General features: G+C 37.8%; 20 protein-coding genes and 1 pseudogene. 6 read left to right on the forward strand and 15 right to left on the reverse strand.

Features of this window, described 5'->3' with window-relative positions:
- Positions 1-168 precede the first annotated feature (168 nt).
- Complete coding sequence (locus tag PQ474_RS14900; RefSeq protein WP_390187798.1) at positions 169-1,542, forward strand: amino acid permease; 1,374 nt, start codon at positions 169-171, stop codon at positions 1,540-1,542.
- Here the strand turns inward: PQ474_RS14900 and PQ474_RS14905 are convergent.
- A complete protein-coding gene (locus PQ474_RS14905; protein WP_273844792.1) occupies positions 1,529-2,155 on the reverse strand; it encodes a LysE family transporter in 627 nt (208 codons plus the stop codon). The two genes, PQ474_RS14900 and PQ474_RS14905, sit on opposite strands and share 14 nt — an antisense overlap.
- 151 nt (positions 2,156-2,306) lie before the next feature.
- A complete protein-coding gene (locus PQ474_RS14910; protein ID WP_153618760.1) occupies positions 2,307-2,414 on the reverse strand; it encodes a YjcZ family sporulation protein in 108 nt (35 codons plus the stop codon).
- A gap of 173 nt (positions 2,415-2,587) precedes the next feature.
- Between PQ474_RS14910 and PQ474_RS14915 the strand changes: the two genes are divergently transcribed.
- Positions 2,588-3,238: a YitT family protein gene (locus tag PQ474_RS14915; protein WP_337956367.1), complete on the forward strand. Its 651-nt coding sequence runs from the start codon at positions 2,588-2,590 to the stop codon at positions 3,236-3,238.
- Between the two features lie 84 nt (positions 3,239-3,322).
- Positions 3,323-4,288 carry a tripartite tricarboxylate transporter substrate binding protein gene (locus PQ474_RS14920; protein ID WP_273844802.1) on the forward strand — a complete coding sequence of 322 codons (966 nt, stop codon included), beginning with the start codon at positions 3,323-3,325 and terminating at the stop codon, positions 4,286-4,288.
- A 124-nt stretch (positions 4,289-4,412) separates the two neighbouring features.
- Here PQ474_RS14920 and PQ474_RS14925 read toward each other — a convergent pair whose 3' ends face one another.
- The 10 genes and pseudogenes from PQ474_RS14925 to PQ474_RS14970 all read right to left on the reverse strand — a co-directional run bounded on the left by PQ474_RS14925 (position 4,413) and on the right by PQ474_RS14970 (position 15,698).
- On the reverse strand, positions 4,413-6,350 hold the full coding sequence (locus PQ474_RS14925; RefSeq protein ID WP_273844805.1) for a tripartite tricarboxylate transporter permease: 1,938 nt from the start codon (positions 6,348-6,350) through the stop codon (positions 4,413-4,415).
- Positions 6,351-6,904: 554 nt separating this feature from the next.
- Positions 6,905-7,198: a hypothetical protein gene (locus PQ474_RS14930; RefSeq protein ID WP_273844806.1), complete on the reverse strand. Its 294-nt coding sequence runs from the start codon at positions 7,196-7,198 to the stop codon at positions 6,905-6,907.
- 16 nt (positions 7,199-7,214) lie between these two features.
- Positions 7,215-8,477: an MFS transporter gene (locus tag PQ474_RS14935; RefSeq protein ID WP_273844808.1), complete on the reverse strand. Its 1,263-nt coding sequence runs from the start codon at positions 8,475-8,477 to the stop codon at positions 7,215-7,217.
- 127 nt (positions 8,478-8,604) lie between these two features.
- Positions 8,605-10,392, reverse strand: coding sequence for an oligoendopeptidase F (gene pepF, locus PQ474_RS14940; protein ID WP_273844810.1), 1,788 nt, complete (start codon positions 10,390-10,392; stop codon positions 8,605-8,607).
- A 115-nt stretch (positions 10,393-10,507) separates the two neighbouring features.
- Positions 10,508-11,404, reverse strand: a complete 897-nt coding sequence (locus PQ474_RS14945; protein ID WP_273844812.1) for a hypothetical protein — start codon at positions 11,402-11,404, stop codon at positions 10,508-10,510.
- Positions 11,401-11,931 (reverse strand): RNA polymerase sigma factor, encoded by a 531-nt coding sequence (locus PQ474_RS14950; protein ID WP_273844815.1) that lies wholly within the window; start codon positions 11,929-11,931, stop codon positions 11,401-11,403. Before PQ474_RS14950 ends, PQ474_RS14945 begins: the two co-directional genes overlap by 4 nt.
- A gap of 569 nt (positions 11,932-12,500) precedes the next feature.
- Positions 12,501-12,749: a hypothetical protein gene (locus PQ474_RS14955; protein WP_273844817.1), complete on the reverse strand. Its 249-nt coding sequence runs from the start codon at positions 12,747-12,749 to the stop codon at positions 12,501-12,503.
- Between the two features lie 525 nt (positions 12,750-13,274).
- Positions 13,275-14,129 (reverse strand): annotated as a pseudogene (locus PQ474_RS14960) (chloride channel protein); the annotation flags it as partial.
- Complete coding sequence (locus PQ474_RS14965; protein ID WP_273844820.1) at positions 14,081-14,467, reverse strand: voltage-gated chloride channel family protein; 387 nt, start codon at positions 14,465-14,467, stop codon at positions 14,081-14,083. The pseudogene PQ474_RS14960 and the gene PQ474_RS14965, both read right to left, overlap by 49 nt.
- A 724-nt stretch (positions 14,468-15,191) precedes the next feature.
- Positions 15,192-15,698, reverse strand: coding sequence for a S8 family serine peptidase (locus tag PQ474_RS14970; RefSeq protein WP_273844909.1), 507 nt, complete (start codon positions 15,696-15,698; stop codon positions 15,192-15,194).
- Between the two features lie 716 nt (positions 15,699-16,414).
- Between PQ474_RS14970 and adhP the strand changes: the two genes are divergently transcribed.
- From adhP to PQ474_RS14985, 3 genes are all read left to right on the forward strand, one after another.
- Complete coding sequence (gene adhP / locus PQ474_RS14975; RefSeq protein ID WP_273844822.1) at positions 16,415-17,425, forward strand: alcohol dehydrogenase AdhP; 1,011 nt, start codon at positions 16,415-16,417, stop codon at positions 17,423-17,425.
- Between the two features lie 96 nt (positions 17,426-17,521).
- Complete coding sequence (adh, locus tag PQ474_RS14980) at positions 17,522-19,039, forward strand: aldehyde dehydrogenase (RefSeq protein ID WP_273844824.1); 1,518 nt, start codon at positions 17,522-17,524, stop codon at positions 19,037-19,039.
- A gap of 171 nt (positions 19,040-19,210) precedes the next feature.
- A complete protein-coding gene (locus PQ474_RS14985) occupies positions 19,211-19,570 on the forward strand; it encodes a DUF779 domain-containing protein (protein WP_273844827.1) in 360 nt (119 codons plus the stop codon).
- A gap of 34 nt (positions 19,571-19,604) precedes the next feature.
- Here PQ474_RS14985 and PQ474_RS14990 read toward each other — a convergent pair whose 3' ends face one another.
- The 3 genes from PQ474_RS14990 to PQ474_RS15000 are packed head-to-tail and all read right to left on the reverse strand — an operon-like array spanning position 19,605 to position 23,874.
- Positions 19,605-21,047: a sigma-54-dependent transcriptional regulator gene (locus PQ474_RS14990; RefSeq protein ID WP_273844829.1), complete on the reverse strand. Its 1,443-nt coding sequence runs from the start codon at positions 21,045-21,047 to the stop codon at positions 19,605-19,607.
- 13 nt (positions 21,048-21,060) lie between these two features.
- The gene (locus PQ474_RS14995) at positions 21,061-22,719 is read right to left on the reverse strand and encodes a GAF domain-containing sensor histidine kinase (RefSeq protein WP_273844832.1); all 1,659 of its coding nucleotides are present in this window, start codon (positions 22,717-22,719) and stop codon (positions 21,061-21,063) included.
- Between the two features lie 9 nt (positions 22,720-22,728).
- Entirely contained in the window at positions 22,729-23,874 is a 1,146-nt protein-coding gene (locus PQ474_RS15000) for an iron-containing alcohol dehydrogenase (protein ID WP_273844835.1), read from the reverse strand.
- Positions 23,875-23,984: the final 110 nt, after the last annotated feature.

Consider the following 23,984-nt stretch of genomic DNA (forward strand, 5'->3'; position numbering starts at 1 on the left):
TTTGCTTTTACCTAAGCGCGTATGAACCTTTAGAATAGAGAAGCTTTTTAAAATAATCCTTACTACTTATCATATCTCTCCTACCCTTATTTTCCAAATGAAGGGCTCTAACTTCTTACATAAACGAATGTCTTTCATCGAACAATAATGTAAGAATGAGGAGTGATTATGATGAAAACAAAAGCTGGTGAACAATCAGAAAAAAAGTTGCGATGGTGGGAATTATCCTTATTAGGCGTAGCTGGGACGATCGGAACAGGTTTTTTTCTCGGTTCAAGTATTGCTATTGATATGGCCGGTCCCTCTGTTCTTTTAGCTTTTGCATTAGCCGCAGTTGGGACTTATTTCGTTTTTGAAGCATTGGCAAAAATGACAATAGCAGATCCTCAAAAAGGCTCTTTCCGATCATATGCTAAAAACGCTTATGGGCGCTGGGCTGGTTTTAGTAGCGGTTGGGTTTATTGGCTTTCTGAAATGCTCATTATGGGTAGTCAAATGACGGCTCTATCGATCTTTACTCGGTTTTGGTTCCCAAACATTCCGTTGTGGGTATTTGCGTGCGTATACGCCGCTCTGGGCATCCTTGTTATACTAGTTGGAACTAAGAGCTTTGACCGAGTAGAAAACCTTCTAGCAGTACTTAAAATTGCTGCTATTTTAATGTTTATCATTTTAGCTGCACTTGCTTTATTTGGTATATTGGGCGAAGGAACAGCTAATGTTACGACTCCTCGAACATATGGATCCATTTTTCCAAATGGGATAACTGGCTTATTACCTGCTTTCATATATGGGTTCTATGGATTTGCCGGAATTGAAATAATGGGGTTACTCGCCGTAAGACTAAAAAATATGAAAGACGCTCCCAAATCAGGGAAAGTCATGCTTTTTGTCTTAGCTATTATTTATATTGCTTCCGTGGGACTAGCCTTACTCATGGTATCATGGAATGATTTCACAATTGAGCAAAGTCCGTTTGTTACAGCACTTAATGCGTTCAACATTCCGTATGTAAATCACTTTTTCAATGGAGTATTCATCATAGCCGGTTTTTCAACAATGGTCGCTTCATTATTTGCGGTTATTCGTATACTTGTCACACTGGCTGAAGACCATGATGCGCCGACTGTGTTTTCTAAGAGAGTAGGTAAAAGCATTGCTCTACCTGCTATTGGGTTAACAGCCGCAGGAATGGTGGTATCCATTATTTTGGCTATTGTCATCCCTGGACGACTGTATGAATATGTCACAACCGCAGCAGGAATTATGTTGTTATACAACTGGTTATTTATACTCGGGTCATTTGGTCGCTTACTTGATCTGACAACAAAAGATAAGATCAAACAGATGTTAGGTTTCATTTTAGTACTTCTAGGTGTCATAGGAACAGTATTCCACACAACGAGCCGACCAGGTTTTTTTATCAGCTTAGCTTTTATCGTTGTTGTTGCCATCGTAACACTAATCATGCGTCATTTTTGGAAAAAATCTCAAGATGATCAGCCACCTGACCAACCATCTTTATTTTCTAAAGTAAAATAAGTAATGCTTGAATTCCAAAATAAACACCGAAGCCAATTAGAGAGAAGCCAGAAACAATTGAAATGACGGTTAAAAGACGATCGGTTAAAAACTTTCGTAATGTACTCGCTAGTGCAGCCATCGTAATGTCCCATACAGTTATCCCTATAAAAATGGCTGCACAATAAATGATTAACTGACTTGTTCCATATGTAGTAACGGTTTTTGCCAAAATCGATCCGAAAATGCCTAACCAAAAAAGAATCGTTAATGGATTAAATAAAGACATAAAGAAACCTGAAAAGAATGATTTCATTTTAGAATCATGAGAACTCCTAAGATTCTCTGTAGAAATTCGACCAGCGCCAGAAATACTTTCTATCCCCGTATATACCAAAACGAAAAAACCAAAGATCCACAAAAAGGTTTGAATGATTGGTACTTCAATAAATTGAACGACCCCTATGAAGACTAAGAGCATATAAATTCCATCTGCAACCGTTGCCCCGAGCCCTACTAGCCAGGCATGAAAAAAACCACTTTTAATTCCCCTATCAAGCTGTGCTGCATTAACAGGTCCAATAGGAGCTGCTAAACTCAAGCCTAGGAATATATATCCTAAAAACGCACTCATATAACCATCCTCCAAATAAAAGTAAGTAAATCGGACAACCAACCTGCTTGTACAGTCTATGAAGGATGGTAAGCTCTTACGACAGAAAATTCCATATAAAAACTCAAAAAGCTGACTCCAGTATAGGAGTCAGCTTTTTTCCACTTATATTTTAGTATCCGTATCCACCTGACCAGCTAGCACCGATAATTACTAGTAAAATAAATAGAACTACTAGTAAAGCAAAGCCGCCACCGTATCCTGTTGTTCCATGTGTCATGAAAAATCATCTCCTTTTGTTTTCTGTTGATCTTACATTTTTATCCTATGTCTTTTTTAAAAATTCGTTTGGGCTCTTAGCGTTTTTCTCAAAAAAATTTCTGCACTCAGACTAGCCCTAACATAAATAAATGTTCAGTAAATATAATGAAATAAGGACAAGTGTAAACGGACATGGATAAAATAATTTTAGGAGCTAAAATGACAAATTCCATTAGAACCTACATCTTAATTACTTGTGGCGGATTAATCCAAGGAATGGGGATGTCTCTTTTTTTATTCCCTCATTCTATTCCTTCTGGTGGCGCTGGAGGCTTAGCTGTTTTGCTGAACTACTGGGTGAATATCCCGTTAAGTTTTGCTCTTTGGATTGTAAACTTCTCATTATTAGTTGCGGCCATCAATTGGTTAGGTAATGCCAGTGCAATTGGAACGATGTATGGGATTACCATCACGTCTTTAAGTGTTCATTTATTTAATTTTTCGTTGTACAGGCCATATGACAGTGTATGGATTGACTTGTTAATCGGTTCTATTCTATTAGGAATCGGCGTTGGGATCTTGCTTAGTCAAGGAGTCTCAAACGGTGGAATGGGTGTTCTTGCTCTCATTATTTCCAAGGTGAAAGATATCTCTCCAGGAAAACCCCTTTTTCTTTTAAATGGTTCCATTTTCATCTTTACTGCATCCATTATTGCTTGGCCCATCGTTATCCAAGCTTTATTATCGCAGTGGATATCAACTCGAATGGTTGATCTCATCTTCCAACTAAAAGCGCAAGTTATTGATACTCCGCTACTTGCTTTGCGAAGAAGAAAAAAGTAATTCCCTTTTTAAGTAGACAACATTTTATTTAACCTCTGCTTGCATATTCTTCATAGTACGACATATTAGAGGGGTTGGGGTAAGATGATAAAAAAGTGGATGGTCTTTTTTCTTTGTTTTAGCTTTGTATCTTTAGTGAGTTGCTCGAATGAACCTTCTTCAGATGATTTTCCGGATAAGAGTATTCAACTTATTGTTGCGTTTTCCCCAGGAGCTGCTACAGACACACAAGCCAGAATCATCTCTAAATATGCAAATGACTATCTAGGACAAGAGCTAGTCATTGTCAACAAGCCAGGAGGCGGTGGTCAAGTAGGGTGGAATTCTTTTTCAACCGTTGAGCCTAATGGATATACGCTCGCGGCTTATAATCTCCCCCATATTATTACTCAACCCTTAGTTGGCCAGACGAGTTTTGAAGTTGATACATTTGAACCCCTTGTTAACTGGGGGGGAGATCCAACTGTTTTTGCGGTCCGGAGTGATAGTGAGATCCAATCACTTGAGGATTTAATTGCTCAGGCAAAAAAATCACCTGGCAGCATAACCGTAGGGAATGCAGGTTTGTATGTAGGACAGCATTTAGCAACGCTCTTATTAGAAGATGCAGCCGATATTGATTTGGAAGATGTACCGTTCCAAGGAGCTGCAGATGCCATTGCTTCTCTTCTTGGAGGTCATACCGATGTCGTTGCAGGAAATTTATCCGATATTTATCGCCTAGGCTCCGATGTTTTACCATTAGCAATTGCGACGGAGGAACGTCACTCTTTTTCCCCAGACATTCCTACATTCGTTGAACTTGGTTATCCAGAAGTGATCATGAGTACAGATCGGGGAATTGCTGCAAGGAAAGATACACCACCTGAAATCATTGATAAATTAGAAAAAGCGTTTATGCAAATACTAGAGGATGAAGATTTTTTAGCAGAAATGGAGCAAGCTGGGGCTGATATGCTCATTTTAAATCGTGCAGAAGTAATTGCCGATATGGAGTTAAGAACAGGTACGTATCAAGAATTGTTAAAGAACATTGGTGTAATTGACTAAAGGAACAACACTTCTAAACTGCCGAGGAATTGGGCAGTTTAGAAGTTTAAGCATATAGAGGGAGGGTCAAAAGAAGCACATTCCTAGAATGTGCTTCTTTCAGAATTTCAACTGGATCCATCAACTAGAACAAACTAGGTAATGGTACCCTTAATAAAACAGTAAAGACCAAATATAAAACGAATGTAAAAGAAAAACTTACGACTAGAATTTTCTTGATCGAAACTTCTTTTTTATTAGTAGTATACACATACAACGGAACAATGAGCATGAGTATCAGGACTTGACTATAAAAGCCAATAAATGTGGTTAACAAGCTAATCATAGAAACCAGTCCTATTAAGACTATGAACGAGAAATAAACAGTCGGTCTACTCTTAGTAGTCACTTTATGCATCAAACAAGTTTTTATAAACTCAATAATCGCTAAGATCAATAAGAACATAAATATAACTTGAGGAAAGAGTCTTTGTTGTAAAGGCATTTCCATCATCAAATAGATACATAGTGCAACAAATCCGCTAAATCCCAACCAACATAAAGATCTAAGCGATGTTACTTTCTCCCAAGTAGAAAAGCGATTTGTTTTTTTACTTCCATTTCTGTTTTTAACACTTTTTATGATGGCGATAAGAATGGTGATCACCACTAATCCATACAAAATGATATTCCATCCACCCGTAAAAAAGTACGTGAAAGCTGAACCTCTGGCTCCTCCAAGCTGTAAACCATGCATAAGCCCTTGTTCTGCTATCGTTCCTAGAATGAAACCTAATGCAATAGGCGCAGGAGAAAAATCAAATTTCTGGAGTAGATACATAAAAAGTCCAATGATCACGACCGTATAAATATCAAATACATTGTTCTGTGTTGTATATGCCACAATAATAGAAAAAGAGATTATAACCGGGGCCATAAAATAGGCAGGAATATGAGTTAGTCTCGTCATATACTTAATCATCGCCAGTCCAACTACTAACAATAGAATTTGTGCTGCAATCATACTGTATAAAAAGGTATATGCTACATCAGCATGGTCAACAAAGAGATTTTTCCCAGGCCATATTCCATGAATTAAAAGTCCCCCTAAAAAAATAGCTGCTGTCGGTGAACCAGGGATGCCAAGAGTAAGCAACGGTATCAGTGACCCACCAACCATGGCATTATTGGCACTCTCAGACGCAATCACACCATTTTTTTCACCTTTGCCAAAACGTTCCTTATTCTTCGAAAATCTTTTCGCTTCATTATAAGCTAACAAACTGGCGATATTCCCACCTGCTCCTGGTACCATGCCTATGAAAGCACCGATCCCACTTCCTAGAGTCACTGCCTTCGGACGTTTTAACACATCGCCAAAGGATTCTTTAATCGTTGATTTTGATGGTTTGTAGGGGACATTTGTTACATGATCCTTCTTTCGTAACGTTTCAAGTAATCGAAGAGCTTGAGGAAAAGCAAATAGTCCTATTAAAACCGCAACCATATGCAGTCCGCCAATTAAACTTTCGAATCCAAAGGTAAAGCGAGCCGTTCCTGTAATCGTGCTAATTCCGATAAAGGACAAGGCAATCCCTAAACACCCACCAATAAGATTTTTAGTAACAGACCCATCTGAGATAGCCGCTATTACCGTAATTCCAAAGATGGCGATCCAAAAACTTTCAGTCGGACCAAACCTCAATGAAAATTCCGTAAATAGCGGTGCAAAATAAAGTAACAAAATCATTCCAAACAGTCCGCCAACGACTGAAGATATCGTTGCTAGTTCTAATGCTTTTCGTGGCTTTCCTTGCTTTGTCATCTCATAACCGTCAAACGTCGTCGCTACATTGGCTGGTGCACCCGGGACATTGAATAAAATCGCTGGAATGGAACCGCCGAACACACTACCGCAATAAATACCACCTAGCAAGATCAACCCTTCTGTGGGTCCGAGTGAAAACGTAAATGGGATCATTAGAGCTACACCCATGGTCGGCGTTAATCCTGGTAGCGCACCGATCACAATGCCTAGGACTAATCCGATAACAAGTACGAGTATATGGTGTATTTCAAACATTTGCCAAAAAAAAATCCATATCCTAGCCCTCCTGATTTAGCTAGGATATGGTATTCAGCTAAATGCCTATTAGTGCGTGTTCCACCAAGGCATTGGTATCTCAATCAATTATAAATAATGTAAGTGAACATATAAAACAACGAGCAATGGTTTTAATTCACGGCTTTAAAATACCTCAAAATCCTAATACACTCTTTAGGTAACTCGAATTTTATTAAATCAAGATTTCAAGTACATAATACGCTCTTTACATACCTCAAATTTTATTAAATCAAGATTTCAGGTCCCTAATACGCTCTTTACGTACCTCAAATTTTATTACATCAGGATTTCAGGTCCCTAATACGCTCTTTACGTACCTCAAATTTTATTACATCAGGATTTCAGGCCCCTAATACGCTCTTTAGGTAACTCAAATTTCATAAAGAACAAAATTCAGAACCAAATTCGCTCATTAGGTAGCCCTTAACCAATCAAATTGAGGTTCTTTTATTTAAGAACGTCGAAGCGACATATAGATATGCTATTTCAACTCCCAATTATGGTACTACTCCCTATTCTTCTTTCTCGCTTTCTGATCCAACCTCTACTTTTTTCCCACCTACAGATAAATATGAATACACTTCTAAGTCTGGCTTTAATTTCGTTAGCCCATCTAAGTATGGTTTCACTAAATCTTTAAAATCTTCACAAACTCCTTCTTCCTGTAACATCCCATAGACGTACATCTTTTTCTTTTCTGGTTCCATAAGAAAAGCCAAATATCCTACAGGCTTATTATCATCTGTCACAATGTTTAAAACTTGGGCATCTTCTTTTATAAATTCGGGAGAAAAATAAATTTGCAAGTTGGTTCCTCCTAAGTTATTCTGTCGTTAATTGAAATTTTCTAAATAATGTATGAGCTTCACTATCTTCTTCCTTTGATCCCGTTTTATTTTTCACATGAATCAACAGCAAACAGAGAAGTCCTACTAAAAGAGTTAATCCTGCGGTTGCTAAAAACATCCCCGTTCTTGACCAATTCATAAGTGCCTCAAAAATGGGTGGTCCTGCTGCAACTCCTAAGAAACGAACTGAGCCATATAAGGATGTGACAAACCCCCTTCTTTCTGCCCCAACAGAGCCAGTAATCAAACTATTTAAACATGGCAGAACCATGCCTGTGCCGATACTAGAGACAACTAGAACTGCGATAAATGGCCACAGTTTTTCGAAAAAGATCAATGTTGCAAACGAAGCTGTCATTAATAAAAATCCAAATACAATTAGTTTTTTCATCCTTTGTAAATCTTTACCAATTTTACTCCCAGTTGTAAATGATGTGATCATCATGAACAACAATGGAATGGCTAAGATTAAACCTTTTCTGACTCCATCAATATTGTACTGTGTTTCTAACGTATCCGATAAATAAAACAAAATCCCAAAAATCGTAAATAAACATGTTGCCCCTGCTAAGTAAGCAGTAAACAACCACCTGCCTTCATGTTTAAATACTGATAATAACCCTTTCGCATATTTCCCAATTGGAGGAGCTTCTTTCTTTTTCTTTTTTTCTTTCACAAAGAAAACTGTGAGTAAAAGTGAAATAAGAACAAATACTGGAAATCCCCAAAACGGTCCATACCAAACCAATAATGCTAAAAGGGAACCGACAATTGGTGAGAGTACTTTCCCAAAGCCATTTGAGGCTTCTACAATCCCAAGCACCTTACTTTGTGTTCCTCCTTTAAACAAATCACCGGTAAGTGCCATCGCAATGGGTGTTGTTCCCGCTGCCCCAAGGCCTTGTAAAGCCCTTCCTACCATAATCCAGATATAAGGACTATTAAACCATGCAGCCGCAACACCTGCTAACAAACCACCTATGCCATACAGTGTAAGTGCTGGTACGATAATCGATTTTCGCGAGAAACGGTCAGACATATAACCCAAAATGGGAATGGCGATAGCAGCCGTTATCGAGAAGACCGTGATCGTTAAACTAGCTTGAAACGTTGTGATACCCAGTTCTGTTTCCATTCTTGGCAAGATTGGGATTAGCATTGAATTTCCCAAAGTCATAATTAGAGGAATCGACCCTATTGCTAAAATGACTAAACCTTTGGCCTTCTTCTCCGTCATATACAATCTCCTTCTACCACATTATTTTTCCTTAAATGTGATACAACTATCTATTAAGATGCGATTAGAACATAAAAAAATACATAAAAAAAGACCTACACATTTAATTGTAGGTCTCAATAAAGTTTTATAAAGATGAAAACTCATCAACTAAGTCGCCAAATATGGCAAGGGCATTCTGTATAGGTTCTGGCTTTGTTAAATCAACACCAGTAGCTTTAAGTAATTCTAATGGATAGTCTGAACTTCCACTCTTTAAGAAAGTTAAATAGTTCTCAAGTGTCTCCGGTTTTCCTTCAAGAAGTTGATCAGCAATATGAATAGCAGAAGCATATCCTGTTGCGTACTTGTATACGTAAAATGGACGATAAAAATGTGGGATACGAGACCAACCATATTTGACCTCTTCATCAAATACAATCTCATCGCCATTGTATTCTCTAAAGATATTTTCATAAATCTCATTAAAGACTTCAGCGTTTAATGGTTCTCCATTTTCAACTTTTTCATGTGTAACCTTTTCAAATTCAGAAAACATCACTTGAGTAAATAAGGTCCCTCTAAAACTGTCAATGAAATGGTTAAGTAAGTGCTTTTTCATTTTCTCATCTTGTGTATTTTTTAGTAAATAACGAATGAGTAACACTTCATTCACGGTTGAAGCAACCTCAGCAACAAAAATCGAATACCCTGCTGAGATCTGTGGTTGATGATTAGATGAATACCAAGAGTGCATGGCATGCCCACATTCATGAACAAGCGTAAATAAACTATCTAAATCATCCTGATGATTTAATAAAACAAATGGATGAACCCCATAAAGTCCCAGATTGTAAGCACCTGATCTTTTACCTGGCGTTTCTCTTACATCGTAATAGCGTTTTTCTTTAAAGCTTTGTAATGCTTCCACATATTCTTCCCCAAGCGGTGCTAAGCTTTTTAACATCGTATCATATGCTTCATCAAACGAGATTTCTTCTTTCACGTCTTGAACTAGTGGCACATTCAGATCATACTGGCGTAATTCTTCTAGCCCTAAGGTCTTTTTACGAATGTTCGTATAGCGATGCAACGGCTCAATATTCGCTTTTGTTGCATGGATCAAATTGTCATACACTTCTTTAGGGACCATATCAGAAAATAGCGATTTCTCTAATGCTGATGGATACTGACGCATTTTTGATAAGGTAACATTGTTTTTTATAGCAGCAGATAACGTCGAGGCGATTGTATTATTAAGCTGAACATAAGGCTTATAGTAAGCTTTGTACGCTTCTTTTCGAACCTCACGATTGTCATCCTCGATTAATTTAGAGTACATCCCTCTGGTCAGTTCTACTTTTTCGCCTTCTTTATTCGTTACCTCACCAAATTTAATATCGGCATTATTAATCATTCCAAACGTATTACTAGGAGCAGAGAGGGATTCTCCTAATTGAGAAAGGACTTCTTCTTTCTCTTTTGTTAATACATGTTTTTTGTAACGAAATGATTCAAATAGGTCTTCTTCGAAATATTTCAAACCTTCAACTTCTTGGATATAATCCTTTAACGTTTTTTCTTCGAGACTTAGTAAGAATGGCATGAAGAAAGAAGTGGCTGAACTAAGCTTTACTCCAAGAGCCTTTGCCCGGTCTTGTAGTGATTGCGCTTTCGTATCTCTCGTATCGATATCCACTTGAAACATCGTGTAAACAAAAAGCTTTTTATACGTGTAGCCAGTTTCTTCACTTAGTGTTAAATACTCATATAGAGACTTGGCATCTTGAATCTTCCCATCAAATTCTTTTAACTTGACCGTTCGTTCCTCAACAGATTTCAGGTCCTTCTCCCATTCGGATAGGTCTGGGTAAATATCCTCTAAATTCCACTTTTCACTTAACGGGACTTCTTCTCTTGATTTATAAGTCGTCATCTCATCAAACTCCCTTCAACACACTAGTATGTATTCCCCTTATATGGTATATGTTACTACATTCTAGATGAAGAACAAAGAAAAGAGGCTGACTGAAATAGCCGCCTCTACTATTCTAATTATAGATCCAACTAAATTCGTTGTAGATCACATTAACATTTCTGCCAAACCCTCCTGAGAACTCAATAAAATCAGAATCCGGTGCAAATAAACTTGTCTTAAAGAAGTAAACGTTTTCCCCATGCTCAGCTGGAATCACATGTGCGTAAATTCCATCTTTTTCAAATAGAAGTTCTTCAATTCCTTGTGCTGGTATATTAATACCCTTCATATAGTTCTCTGAAGAAGCCTCCCTATACCCCATCTCACTCATCATTGACTTATAAGCTTCAATTTGTTCCTTTTGATCACCAGGATTATTCAATTGGAAAATTTCAAGAACAACTGGCTCAACTCGGCCATTGTCATTATGAAAAAACCATTGAATCGCTCTGCCTTCATCATAAGCCACTTCCTCAACAACCAAACGTTCATCATACCTTGTCGTAAAACCAAAAATATCATCCTGAAAAGGTTTCACTTGAATGACCTCTTGCATACCTTCTTCATTGGTAATTTCAAGCGGTATCGAATCCTCGTCATCCGTAAGCTCTGCTGGAATTTGTCTAGTCTCGGCTTGTTCCGCATTAAACACCTCTACCTGGTCTTCTGCTTCCTCAACAGCCGCAATACTCATGCTCTCCTCTGGCAATCCTTTGTCTGCAGTTAGTTCAGTTTGGTGTGCCGTATCACGTTGACCAGATAGTTGACTGACCCCTAGTACATAGCCGATCCCAATCATGAGAACAATTAGTGCGGCGACTTGCCAACGCTGATAATGCCTTGCCCAATTTCGTTTCTTCTTTTTCTTAATATTAGCCATAATATTCGCAGAGGAAGATTGTGTTGGCATTTGATCATAGTATTGATTAAGTCGTTCCATTGTTTTGTCAAAATTATTATTCTGACTCATAGCTGCTCACCTACTTTTTCATACTCTGCTTTTAGCTTTTGTTTCGCTCTTAAAATTCTCGTTTTAATAGCTCCTTCAGTTACACCTAAAACATTAGCAATTTCTTGATAATTTTGTCCATGAAAGAAATGGAGCACAATCGGCACTTTATACTTCTCTTCTAATCGATGAATCATCTGATGTAACTCTCGTGCCTCTTCATCAAAATGGTCACTTATATACGTTTGTTGCGTCGCGTATTTTTGAAGTTCAACGGTTTTGCGTTTCATCTGTTTTTCTTTACGGTAAAAATCTCTGATCACATTCAACGTGATCGAATAAAGCCATGTTGTAAACTTACCACGATTATGTTTATGAATAAAACGATAGACTTTCAAGAAAACTTCTTGGGTCACGTCTTCGATATGACTTGGGGACACCCCAATTTGAAAAGCAAACTTTTCAACTGTTTTTAAATGCCCTTCAATTAATTGCTGAAAGGCATCATCATCTCCTTGCTTCGCCCGTTCAATTAGTTGTTCTTCCATCGTTGTTAACCTCCGAATTTAATCGATCTTACTTTCTTGCATATAAAACGACAAGTCTTCAAAAAAGGTTACAAAAAACCAAAAAAACTTATACGGCTAAGAAGAAAGACCACTAAAAAAGGTTCCCCTATTTTACAAGCGTTCTCTAAAATGCCTCGTTTTTGCTCTTAGGAAGCCTCTTCTTTTTCGTGTTCGTAAATGTTATATCTGTGATTCAAAACTAGGGTGACCAAACCATTTTAAATAAGGGTAGTACCTTTTCTACCTTTTGCTTAATACCAACCACCACGTGGATGAAGTAAACGAAAATACTTACTAAGTAAAAAGAACGACTAGATACATAGATTGCCATTACACTAGTTTAATCAAGTAAGAGATTAGCTACTAGTATTGGTATGATTCTCATTTCTTCCGCTCTTCTTAAATCGTTGATCATATAGGTCTACTTTCGTAAAGAACCATTGAAGAGCTATTCCATGAAGCAAGACACCTAAAACTGTTGTACTTACAAAGAAAATAAGGCTGACCACTTTTTCCCCTTCGGTTATTCGTTGGCCAAAAAAGAAAAGTTAAAAAAAGACATGATAGAACGCTTCTGATAACGTAGTAATATTTTCTTCTATAGACCAAATAATAACGGATTCTATTGATAAAAAAGCTAACAGCAACATTAAAAGGAGCCTCGATGGATAAGTCACCTTCAAAATCAGCGGATGTATGTAGAATTTCGTAATGGTTTTCAGCCGAAAGAAATACATAACACGAACAAAACGAGCAATTTGAAAGAATGGATCAAACGGAATAATCGCAATCAACAAAAACGGGTTCTGCTTTATGAAGGCCACTTACTAGAAGACTTGAACACACGATAACAAAAATCAACAAAAAAAATAAACCATACCACCCAATTGATGCAGGATTTAGAAGAGTGATCTAACCAAAGAGTCATAATAGGTGACCATGACAAGTAGAAGCATGATTGCTTCATATATGCGTTGGAAGATATTCATGAAATCCCTCTCCTTCCATGCAATAATAACAGATATTCTCTAGTAAAAGAGCGCATGATTAAAAATCCCTGAAAGAGGTAAATCGCTCTCCTTCAGAACTTCTATTAACCAAACTTCCCAGAGCGATCATCCAGGCTGGCTTTGCGAGATGTTTCCTCTGTATTTATAACAAACGGGGAAAAGTTATTCAGATAAATTGGAGAAAGCCTTAAAAAATATTGCAAACATAAGTACCTTTGTTCACCAGAACCTTCTTAATACTAAAGCTTTTTCTTTTGTTCAATACTCTCAATCGTTTGACCAATAGTCGTTTTATATAATCGACTTTTCGGTTCATACATTGTTTGAGAAGGCCACAATCCATGGTGACCTGAAAAAATATAACTTGTTAAGCACGCCAAAAAAAAAATATTCCATCCCTTCTCCCCCAAACATCTCAACCGCCAACAGAAAGGCTGCTATAGGAGTATTCGCACCGCCACAAAATACTGCGATCATACCTAAGCCGGCAAGAAAAGACATTGGGAAGTCAATAAAATGATCTAAAGTATTTCCTAACGTAGCACCAATAAAAAATAATGAGATAGCCTCTCCACCTACAAAACCAGTTCCTAAAGTAACCGCTGTGAAGACTAACTTAGCAAGAAAGGCATAGGGAGGAACGTCATGTTTAAATGATTCTTCTAGCATGTCTAAACCACGACCATTATAGTCATAGGAACCTACTATATACGTTAAGGCGACAATCATCATTCCTCCAACAAAAGCTCTAATCATATGATTTTGCTTTGTATATTTTTCAGAAACCTTATGAATTCCATGTCTTAATTGGCAATATAATACACTTACAAGACTAAACAGAATGGCTAACAGAATTACTTTTGCAAACGACATGATTGATAGTTCTGGGATGGACTGTATAATAAATGTTTCATGTTCAACTCCCCAAGCTTTTTCGGTCATAAAATGTCCTACAAAACTTGCTACAAGACATGGGATAAGAGCTTCATATTTCATCTTACCTAAAGCGACCATTTCCATTCCAAACACAGCACCGGTAATCGGTGTACCAAAGGCTGCGCTTATTCCACTCATCAGTAAAATCTTCGTGTCGATTATGTTTACTTTAAAAAATTTGTTTACAACTTCAGCGACACTTCCTCCCATTTGAATGGCGGAACCTTCTCTGCCTGTCGATCCACCAAATAAGACGTAATAAAGGTTCCCAAATAGACAAGTGGTCCCAACCTTCGCAGTATCTTGTTTTTTCCATGAACCCCTTCGATTACGAGGTTATTTCCTTTGTACAAGTTTTGTCCAGCACTCGTTCCATAATTCATATATATGTACCCTAAAACCATACCTCCTAGAGGGAGACAATAAATAAGCCAAGAATTTTGCTCTCGTACTTCTCCAAGATAATCGTTCATGTTTAAGAGGAAGGCTGTTGTTGAACCAATCATTAGACCGATAATTGCTCCAAAAAAAATCCATTTGGAAAGGGTAAAAAAAAATGCTTTATACATATAACTTCACTTCCTGTCTGTCTTTCTCATTTCAGGTGATTTTGAGGTTGTCTACATACATGTTATGTAATTCTTCATAAAATAGGTTACCTGATACTTAATTGGGTAATTGGTGTTTGTTGAGCTGCAAAATAAGAACCCCACCAAAGACAATGAACTTAAGCTTTCCATCTAAAATGACACTCAAGTCACAACTTCCTTCCCGAGCTTTCCTCGCCTTTTTCTTTGTATCAATATCATTAACTAAAATTAATTTATATTTAGTGATTGAAACAATATAAAACACGATTCTAAACTCAATAACTTAATATGGTATACATCAGTCGTTCAAGCATATGAAGCATCATCGACTACGTACCAGAGTACCTCATACCCCACCATCTCGTACCATGTTGGAATATTAATTCAATGTCTATAAACCTTACCAGGATAGAAAAAGTAAACTTACTTTATAGCATGGTCTTCTTCAATGGTTTCATTAGCGAAACAATCCCATAAGATCGTTTTGATGTGTTTTGAAAGGACTAATAGGGGGTAAAGTGTTTTCCGAAGAGACCGAAACATCGGTCTTTTTAATCATTTTTATATGGCATACAAATTTCGGCATAATGACCTATGCTTTTTATTGATTCTGTTCATAGGATGGCAAGGTACTAAAAAAGGAGGGTTTTACTTTGAAATTTAGACGTGTTGATTCCGAGAAAAGTTTACCGAATTTTAATGGCTAATTTCCTCTACCACGGAAACTATACACTTCAATGAAGTAGTTACCTGTTCTTCGAGGGACAAATGAAACATTTTCCTGTCTGTCCGTTGTATAGGAGTACCCTACTAAATTTCCATCTGGATCATAGATATATAGGTCAAAATCATTTCTCTCATTCTCTTGAATTATGGTTACAGAGATAGGGTAGGATAAATTGGTCACTGTGTATTCCCATACGTCTCGTGATCGATTTTGTAAAGAGCCACTTTGTGAAATGTGGGCAGGGCTTTCTGGCAGATCTCCCCTTTCATTAGCGGCTGTCATGACTGCTTGGTAGCCTTGCAATCGTCCGAAGCCGTAATCGATATCCTTAGCAGCTTTTCCCCAATCCTCTGCAGTTCCAAACAGAATATCTTTTATTTGGTTGGTCGTTAACTCTCCATCAGCATCTAACATTAGGGCGATGGTCCCTGCTACATAAGGGGTAGCCATACTCGTTCCACTAAACGTCGCATTATAACTTATTTCTTCACTCTTTTATTAACTACTCCCCCATATACTAGGGGTAATCAAAAATCGATAAAATTTTATCCTAGTTCTTCATCTAATCGTTCAACTGAGCTTAATTAAGCTCATATTGCTCGAGCAGACATTCCAATTCACGTTTCGCAAATTTATACCAACCTAAATCCCTCTACTCTTTTGTTGCTGTTTCTAGTAGCTTGTTGCACGTTTGATCCCTTTCCTCTTGACAAAAACCTTCCACTTCAACAAGAAATCTTCACGTGACATCTTCATTATAAAAAGCCGCTTTACCTTCCCACCTCTTAATACAACAAATAAATTTGGGGAGATATGTTTAAATGATATTTAGATGAAACCTTCAATGATCATAAGTTGTCTAGTGAACTGATCTCTGATTTGGCGCTTCCTCATAGTTTGGCATTTATCAGTTGTCCAATAACTTTGGATTCTTTATAGCATTGGGGAGAGTTATCATTGAGTTCCTTCCTGCTTTTTACGTGTATTGGATTAACGAATACAAGCTCATCCCCCTTGCCTTAAGCAAATCAGAAAATAGGCCAAAATAGAGGCAAATCTCGCCGAATTATCGGCACATTTTCCAATTAAACGGCCGAAAAGAAGAAAATAGACGAATGAATCCTATTATGTAAGGGTTTTCAATATTGGCACACTATTTGCACTGTAAATAATGAATACATGAAATGGGAGGTTTTAAAATGAAAGCAGCTGTTGTTAATCAGTATAACCAAAAATTAGAGATTAAAGAGATGGAAGTGCCTACAATCGAACGTGGTGAAGTTCTAGTAAAAATTGAAGCCTGTGGAGTTTGTCATACAGATCTACATGCAGCCCATGGTGATTGGCCAGTTAAGCCAAAACTTCCATTAATACCAGGTCACGAAGGTGTTGGAATTGTAACAGAAGTTGGTGAGGGTGTGACAAACATTAAAGTGGGCGATCGAGTTGGTATTCCATGGCTCTTTTCTGCATGTGGTGAATGTGAATATTGTTTAACTGGTAGAGAGACTCTTTGTCCTGACCAAGAAAACGGTGGCTATTCTGTTGATGGTGGGTATGCAGAATACTGCAAGGCCCCTGCCCATTATGTGGCGAAAATTCCTGATAACGTTGATCCAGTAGAAATAGCTCCTATTTTATGTGCAGGAGTAACGACTTATAAAGCATTAAAGGTGTCAGAGGCAAAACCTGGTGATTGGGTAGCCATCTATGGTATAGGAGGACTTGGACATGTCGCCCTCCAATATGCAAAAGCAATGGGATTTAATGTGATCGCCGTTGATATTCAAGATGATAAATTAGAGTTAGCAACTAAGTTAGGTGCTGATAAAACGATTAATGGGCTTAAGCTAGATCCAGTTCAAGCAATAACAGAGGAAGTCGGTGGCGTCCAAGCAGCCATTAGTGTTGCTGTAACAAAAAAAGCTTTTGAACAAGCCTACCAATCCGTTAAACGAGGTGGAACCCTTGTAGTAGTTGGTCTTCCTCATGAAGACTTACCGATCCCAATCTTTGATACAGTCCTTAACGGCGTAACAGTACGAGGATCGATCGTTGGTACTCGCAAAGACATGCAAGAAGCACTTGAGTTTGCTGCCCAAGGTAAAGTGAAAACCAATATTGAAACGGCTCCGCTTGATAGTATAAATGAAGTTTTCGAAAAGATGGAAAAAGGACAAATAAATGGAAGAATTGTTTTAACGATGTAATATTCTAGTAACCCCTGTAATAGAATGATGTGAGCGGTTCAATAGACTATTTTTAGGGGAGATAATTGCTCTTCTATTAACAAGGAGGAAATGTATATGATTTATGGTCAACCAGGAACAGAGAATGCAAAGGTTCAGTTTAAAAAGAGATATGAGAACTACATTAACGGGGAATGGACTGCACCGGTAAAAGGGCAATATTTTGAAAATGTGACTCCCGTTACAGGTGAAGTATTTTGCGAGGTTGCTCGCTCTACTGCCGAAGATATCGAATTAGCTCTTGATGCTGCACACCATGCAAAGGTAGCTTGGGGAAAAAAATCTCCTACTAGTCGTGCAAACATTCTAAATAAAATTGCGGATCGCTTAGAAGAGAAGCTAGAAATGTTAGCGGTTGCGGAAACTTGGGATAATGGAAAAGCTGTTCGTGAAACCCTAAATGCAGATATCCCACTGGCGGTCGATCACTTCCGTTATTTTGCTGGAGCAATCCGCGCACAGGAAGGCTCACTAAGTCAAATTGATGACGATACGGTAGCCTATCACTTTAATGAACCACTAGGTGTAGTCGGACAAATCATTCCATGGAATTTCCCGATTCTAATGGCCGTTTGGAAAATTGCTCCTGCTCTTGCTGCTGGTAACTGCATCGTATTGAAGCCCGCAGAGCAAACACCAGCTTCGATTATGGTATTGATGGAATTAATAGAGGATCTCCTCCCTCCTGGAGTACTAAATATAGTAAATGGATTTGGTCTTGAAGCTGGTAAGCCATTAGCTACAAGTTCTAGAGTTGCGAAAGTCGCTTTTACCGGCGAAACAACAACAGGCCGTTTAATTATGCAATATGCTTCACAAAATATTATTCCTGTAACACTTGAACTTGGTGGAAAATCACCAAACATCTTCTTTAAGGACGTAATGGATCAAGATGATGCGTTTTTAAATAAAGCAATTGAAGGTTTTGTATTATTTGCGTTGAATCAAGGTGAAGTTTGTACATGCCCTTCCCGAGCTCTAATTGACGAATCTATTTATGATGAGTTTATGTCAAGAGCACTTGCTAGAGTAAAGGAAATTAAAACAGGGAATCCGTTAGATGTTTCAACGATGATGGGCGCACAAGCATCAAATGAACAATTGGAAAAAATCCTATCTTACCTAGATATTGGGAAACAAGAAGGCGCTGAATGTTTAACTGGTGGTGCTAGAAATACAATTGAAAATTTTGAAAACGGTTACTATATTCAACCGACTGTTTTCAAAGGTCACAATAAGATGCGGATTTTCCAAGAAGAAATTTTTGGTCCGGTCGTATCTGTAACAACTTTTAAAACCGAAGAAGAAGCTCTATCGATCGCAAACGATACATTATATGGCCTTGGAGCCGGTGTCTGGACCCGCAACATCAATAACGCTTATCGTTTCGGCCGTAATATCGAAGCTGGACGCGTCTGGACAAACTGCTACCACGCCTACCCAGCCCACGCTGCATTCGGTGGTTACAAAGCTTCAGGAATCGGACGAGAAAATCACAAAATGATGCTTACTCACTACCAACAAACGAAAAACATGTTAGTTAGCTACAGCCCAGATGCATTAGGATTCTTTTAAGAGAAAACCCCAAAAGGTATGCTTTTCACCTTTTGGGGTTTTCTCGAAGCATTTTAAGCGTCCTATGAGCGGGGTTCTCATAGGACGCGCGTAACGGACGGAGCCAGTGACTCTCTTATTTTTGCAAAGGTAAATTTATCTTCGATCCAAACACAGGCAAAGGAGGCTCCTATGGTCAAACGGGTCACTGTCACAGAAGAAGCTATTGATTTTATTAGGTACTTAAAAAAGAAACACGGTCCCCTCATGTTCCATCAATCGGGAGGATGTTGTGACGGAAGTTCACCGATGTGTTATGCCGATAACGAATTTATCATTGGTGACAGCGATACATTACTAGGTGAAATAGCTGGATGCCCGTTTTACATCGGTTCAGCCCAATACGAATATTGGAAACATACTCAACTCATTATTGACGTAGTTGAAGGTCGTGGTGGAATGTTCTCACTTGAAGGACCTGAAGGAAAACGATTTATAACACGTTCAAGAATATTTACAGCAAAAGAACGTGACCAATTAAACGAGACATAAGAGCCTAGTGCTCCTATGTCTCGTTTTCCCTTTTTTATGAACTCCCTTTCTCATTTAATAAATAGCGTAGTTTTCGCATCGATATATTTAATCGTTCTGCTGCCACTTTACGGTCACCAATCGTCGACTTAAGCGTTCTTTGTACAAAGGCTTTCCCTACTTCTGTCTCGAGTTCTTTTACTTGAATTAAAACAGATGACAAATCTACCTCACCCTCTGTTTTCCATAATGAGAGGATTTTTTGATTCCACCTCTTCAAATAAACCTCAAAACTTTCTTCTCTATCAAGAAGTTGTTCGGGGGGAGAGTGTGTTTGACTACTTAATAACTTCTCAGGTAAATAGTCTGTACCTATAATATTCACTTCACCATCAGCTAGTACTACAGCTCGTTTGATTACATTGCTCAATTCCCTAATGTTTCCTGGCCAATCATATTCCATTAATACATTCATGGCTTCATTAGAAAAATGCAGGCTGGAATGGTGTTTTTCTAATAAGTAGGTAATAAGCGATGGGAGATCTTCCTTTCTTTCACGTAGTGGAGGAATCGTTAGTTTGACAACATCCAATCGATATAATAAATCCTCTCTAAACCTCTTTTCTTGAACAGCATTTACTAGATTAACGTGAGAGGCTGCAATAATTCGTGTGTTTGTTTTCCGAATCGATTCGTCTCCTACTCTCATAAATTCTCCCGTTTCCAAAACCCGCAGGAGTTTTACTTGTGTAGATAATGAAGCCTCACCAATTTCATCTAAAAATAATGTTCCACTACTCGCAATTTCAAAGACACCTTTTCTCTCTTTAAAAGCACCTGTAAATGATCCTTTCTCATGTCCAAACAATTCGCTTTCTAATAAAGCTTCTGAGATAGCCCCACAATTAATTCCGATTAAAGGATGTTCCATTCGTTTACTTGCTAAATGGATATAATGGGCAAGCACTTCCTTCCCAGTACCCGTCTCTCCTTCGATTAACACATTGACATTTTTTTTGGAGATTTTATAAGCCATGGTTACAAGCTGCTTCATCGTTTGACTCTCACCAATCATAAATCCTGAATCTTTGGCTAGTTTATCCATCGTGCTTTGTTCTGATGTTACGGTCCCATCGAGCAATTCATCAATTAATGTTTCTAATTGATCAATGTCATCAAATGGTTTTTCAATATAATCATTTGCCCCTAGTTTTATCGCTTCAACCGCCGTTTTAACAGTACTATAGCCAGTCATAATAATGGTTTTACAAAGTGGAAATTTAGCTTTAACTTTCGCTAATAAAGATAAACCACTTGTATCAGGTAATTTCACATCAAGCATCGCTAAATGGTAATGTTCCCTTTCCAATAACTGATTACAGTCGGTACCACTATAGCCCACTGATACATCATATCCTTTGCTAGAAAGCAGATGGTTCAAAAAGTTGCCGACTTCTACTTCATCATCAATGATTAATATGTTCGGTGTTTTGCTCAATTTTCTTCCTCTTTCATGTTTTTTTCGGAATACATAATGTAAACGTACTTCCCTCACTAGGAATACTCTCGACTTCAATCGTACCACCATGTGACTTAGCAATACCTAGACTGACAGAGAGACCTAGTCCAGATCCTTTAATGGCTTCTTTCGTCGTAAAAAACGGGTTGAATATCTCCTGAATAATACGATCGTCTATTCCTGATCCATTATCTGATATTTTTATACAGACCAACGCACCATATTTCTCATCCATATTCTCAAACGTTTCAATTGTAATTATTTTACTATTACTATCCATCTCTTCAAGCGCTTGTTTCGCATTCAGCAAGAGGTTAATGACAATTTGTTCTAATTGCTGCAAACTTCCATTAATACTCGCTAGATTGGGATCCAACTGCAAATCAATCATTATATTTTGTTGTTCGATTTGATAACGTATTAAATTCAATACTTGTTCAATAACCTGATTCAATGAGCATTCTTGAAATAAATATTCGTCTTGACGTGAAAATGTAAGTAAGCTTCTAATAATATGCTTACACCGTATACCGCATTGGTGAATGTCTTGCAACAATTTAAATTCACTTGTTTCTCTTTCGGTCGTTCTTAATAATAGTTGGGAATTTCCTAAGACAGCCGTTAGTGGATTATTGAGTTCGTGGGCTACTCCAGCAGCCATCTCTCCTATTGCGGCTAATTTACCTGAGTGAATAAGTTGAGCTTCGATTTGAAGTTTCTCTGTTACATCATTCATGTATACCAGAACTTCAGTGAGTTCATTTTCCTCACTTAGCGAAGGATAACACTCTAACTCGCAAATTCTATTTTGGATGGTCAGTTGCCGAGATGTCATTTGTTTCGTTTGATAGGTTTCTGTTAAAGGACTATCTAGTTTTTGAATATCAAGCAATTGATGAAAGGTTTGTTGGAAGATAAAACGGTCATCAACCGAAAAGAACTTTCTTACCGCATCGTTAAATAAAGTAATTTTTTCATTTACATCAACAATAAAGATCATACTTGGGACGGAGCGAAACGTTTCTTCCCACTCCTTTTGGCTTTTTAAAACTGCATTATAAAGCCGTGCATTCTCAATACAAGCAGCTAGCTGATCGGAAAGCTGTTGAAAAAACAAGTAATCGCTTTGTTCATATTCAACTTGTCCCTTGCTCTCAAAACAAAATACACCTATCACTTTTCCTTTACATACGAGCGGATATAAAAAAATACATTGTGTACCTACTTCGATCAATGTAAGAGCTTCAAAAAACGCATCCTTTTTTTCTTCAAACACTAAATTCTTCATAAGTGGTTTTTTCGATTCTAACACTGACCGAAAAAGAGAATTCTCCCGTGGAAAACACGTAAAAGGCTGCAGCGTCAATTTATTTGTAGGATACACGTTTGTTAAAATCAACTCTTCTTTATCAATAACAGAAATATACAACCGCTCAACAGGGAAAATTTGGTTAAGTTTTTCTAAAATATTATGTAACAATGTATCAATGGACGTATCTACATTAAAGCTTTTCGTTACTTCATTAATAATTTCTAATTGCATATTCTTTTTCTCAAGCTCGAAAACCGTCTTCTTTAACTCAGCGTAATAGCTTCTCTTTGAAGACTTTACACCCGTTAAAAGATCGATCATTTCCACCCTATTTTTCATTTTCTCCACCTACAGTGCCTGTCTAAATAATGCTTCTACATCTTGTAATGTGATTTCGCGAGGGTTTGTAATCATGCAGGCATCTTCCAATGCAACTAAACTCATATCCTTAATGTATTCTTCTACTAAACCCATTTCTGACAACCTCCTCGGAACTCCAATATCAATTAATAAATTCTTAACATGTTCAATGCCTTTTTTACCTGCTTGCATGGAAGATAGTCCTATAATATCTTCACCAAGTAATTGAGCAACTGTAGCAAATTTCTCGGGACAAGCAATTAAGTTAAATTCCATTATATACGGAAGTAACACCGCATTCACTTCACCATGAGCAAATGGAAATCTTCCGCCAACAGCATGTGACATGGCATGAACCGCTCCAAGTATCGCATTTGAAAATGCTAAGCCTGCTTGTAAGCTCGCAATTGCCATTTGCGATTTCGCTTCAATATTTAATCTAGATGCCACAGAAGGTCGCAAATACTTAGCTACTAGTGAAATAGCATTCTTCGCTTGAACATCTGTTAAAGGAGTAGCAGCCACACTAACATAGGCTTCAATTGCATGGGTCAATACGTCGACTCCTGTCGATGCTGTTAGCTGCGGTTCCTTGGAAGAAAGCGTTTGCGGATCTATGATCGCAATATCTGGGATAAGCGATTTAGAGACAATTGTCATCTTTTTTTTCTTAATCGAATCAATGATAATCGAAAATTGCGATACTTCTGATCCTGAACCAGCTGTAGTTGGTATCATTATTTGCGGAGGCAACGGAATATTAATTTTATCAATGCCTTCATATAAATGAATTTCTCCCTTATTCGTTGCTATAAGCGCAATGGCCTTAGCTACATCTATCGCACTTCCTCCCCCAAGACCAATGACAGAATCACATTCATGATAAAGATACTGCTTTTTTCCTTCTTCAACCTCGTAGTCTTTTGGGTTCACCGTGAGTTCACTAAATACAAAATAGTCTATTTTGACATCAGTACAACTTTTAAGAATAATGTCTAGCCACTCTTCATTTACGATTGCAGGATCACAGACGATCAGCACCTTTTTAGCTCCAAGTCTTACACAACATTCTCCAACTTGGCTAATTGAACCATTGCCAAAGATCACTTCAGGCATAACAAATTTATTAATCATCTAGCACCTCAAAAGTAAATTCTCCACTGATCATACAATCATTCGACAAATAAATAGAAGTTTCCTGCTGTCGAGTTTAAAAAAAGGACTCATGCCAATTGCGCTACTAG

This window comes from Halalkalibacter alkalisediminis, from assembly GCF_028610705.1.
Classification (GTDB): Bacteria; Bacillota; Bacilli; order Bacillales; family Bacillaceae_D; genus Halalkalibacter; species Halalkalibacter alkalisediminis.